This is a genomic window from Helicobacter sp. 12S02634-8, from assembly GCF_002272865.1.
GTDB lineage: Bacteria > Campylobacterota > Campylobacteria > Campylobacterales > Helicobacteraceae > Helicobacter_J.
Window position 1 is genome coordinate 1 of the sequence record NZ_MLAP01000051.1, and the last position, 889, is coordinate 889.

Genomic DNA, 889 nt, shown 5'->3' on the forward strand with positions numbered 1-889 from the left:
CCCCTCCCCCATTTAAGTGCAACATAAAATTTATTTTGATAGAATACATATCATTTAGTATGCTTTGATTTATCTTTAAGATAGAATCTTGCTCTATCTTGTGCCATAACTATTTTGCCTTGTTTGGTATATCGTGTTGCTTTTGCCTGATGGGATGGTGTGGTATTGCCTTTGAGATTGCTTGGTGGGTATGAAGAAGGAAATGAAACGAGTAGCCTTGTTGGTGTGTCTTTGTCTGTGGTGTGGGGGTAAAGATTTATGTGGGGATAAAACCTTTGATATTTCTATCCATCAAGATACCTCTGCCCAAGAAGTCATTGAAGCCCTTGCAAATGAATGCTTTTTTAGTGTGATCTATGCAGATAAACCCACTCAAGAAATCCTCCACTCCCAAAAGCTCATCTTAAATCTTAAATCCCATACACTCAAACCCATCTTACAAATCATTGCTGATGAAGCAGACTTGGATTATGAAATCAAAGACAACCATCTCAAATTCAACCGACTCTTGACCCAGACTTTCAATATCGATTATATTGCCACAGCGCGTGTGGGTTCTAGCAATACTGATGTGATATTCTCTCAAGACACACAAAACAATCTCTATCAAAGAGATCTCTATAACACTCCTTTAGGCACAAACAATGCCCAACAAAAAGCAATGCTTTTAGGCAGTGAGCAAACAAGACTCCATATCGGACGCTCAGGGACTAAAATCTATTCTATCGATGAACCCAACTTCTGGGGAGAGCTAGAAAATGAACTCTATGCAATCACTTATCGCCCTGGAGATAAAAACCAACCCGATAAACTCCCCTTTAAGCCTATAGTAATCAATAAAGGTGCAGGACTCATTACCATCACTGCCTCCCCCTCACAAATCAAAAGA

Annotated in this window: 1 protein-coding gene; it reads left to right on the plus strand. The window is 39.5% G+C overall.

Going from position 1 to position 889, the window contains the following annotated elements; translation table 11 throughout:
- Positions 1 to 202 precede the first annotated feature (202 nt).
- Positions 203 to 889 (plus strand): secretin N-terminal domain-containing protein (locus BKH46_RS09320; protein ID WP_172402633.1); only part of this gene is annotated, 687 nt, incomplete at its 3' end.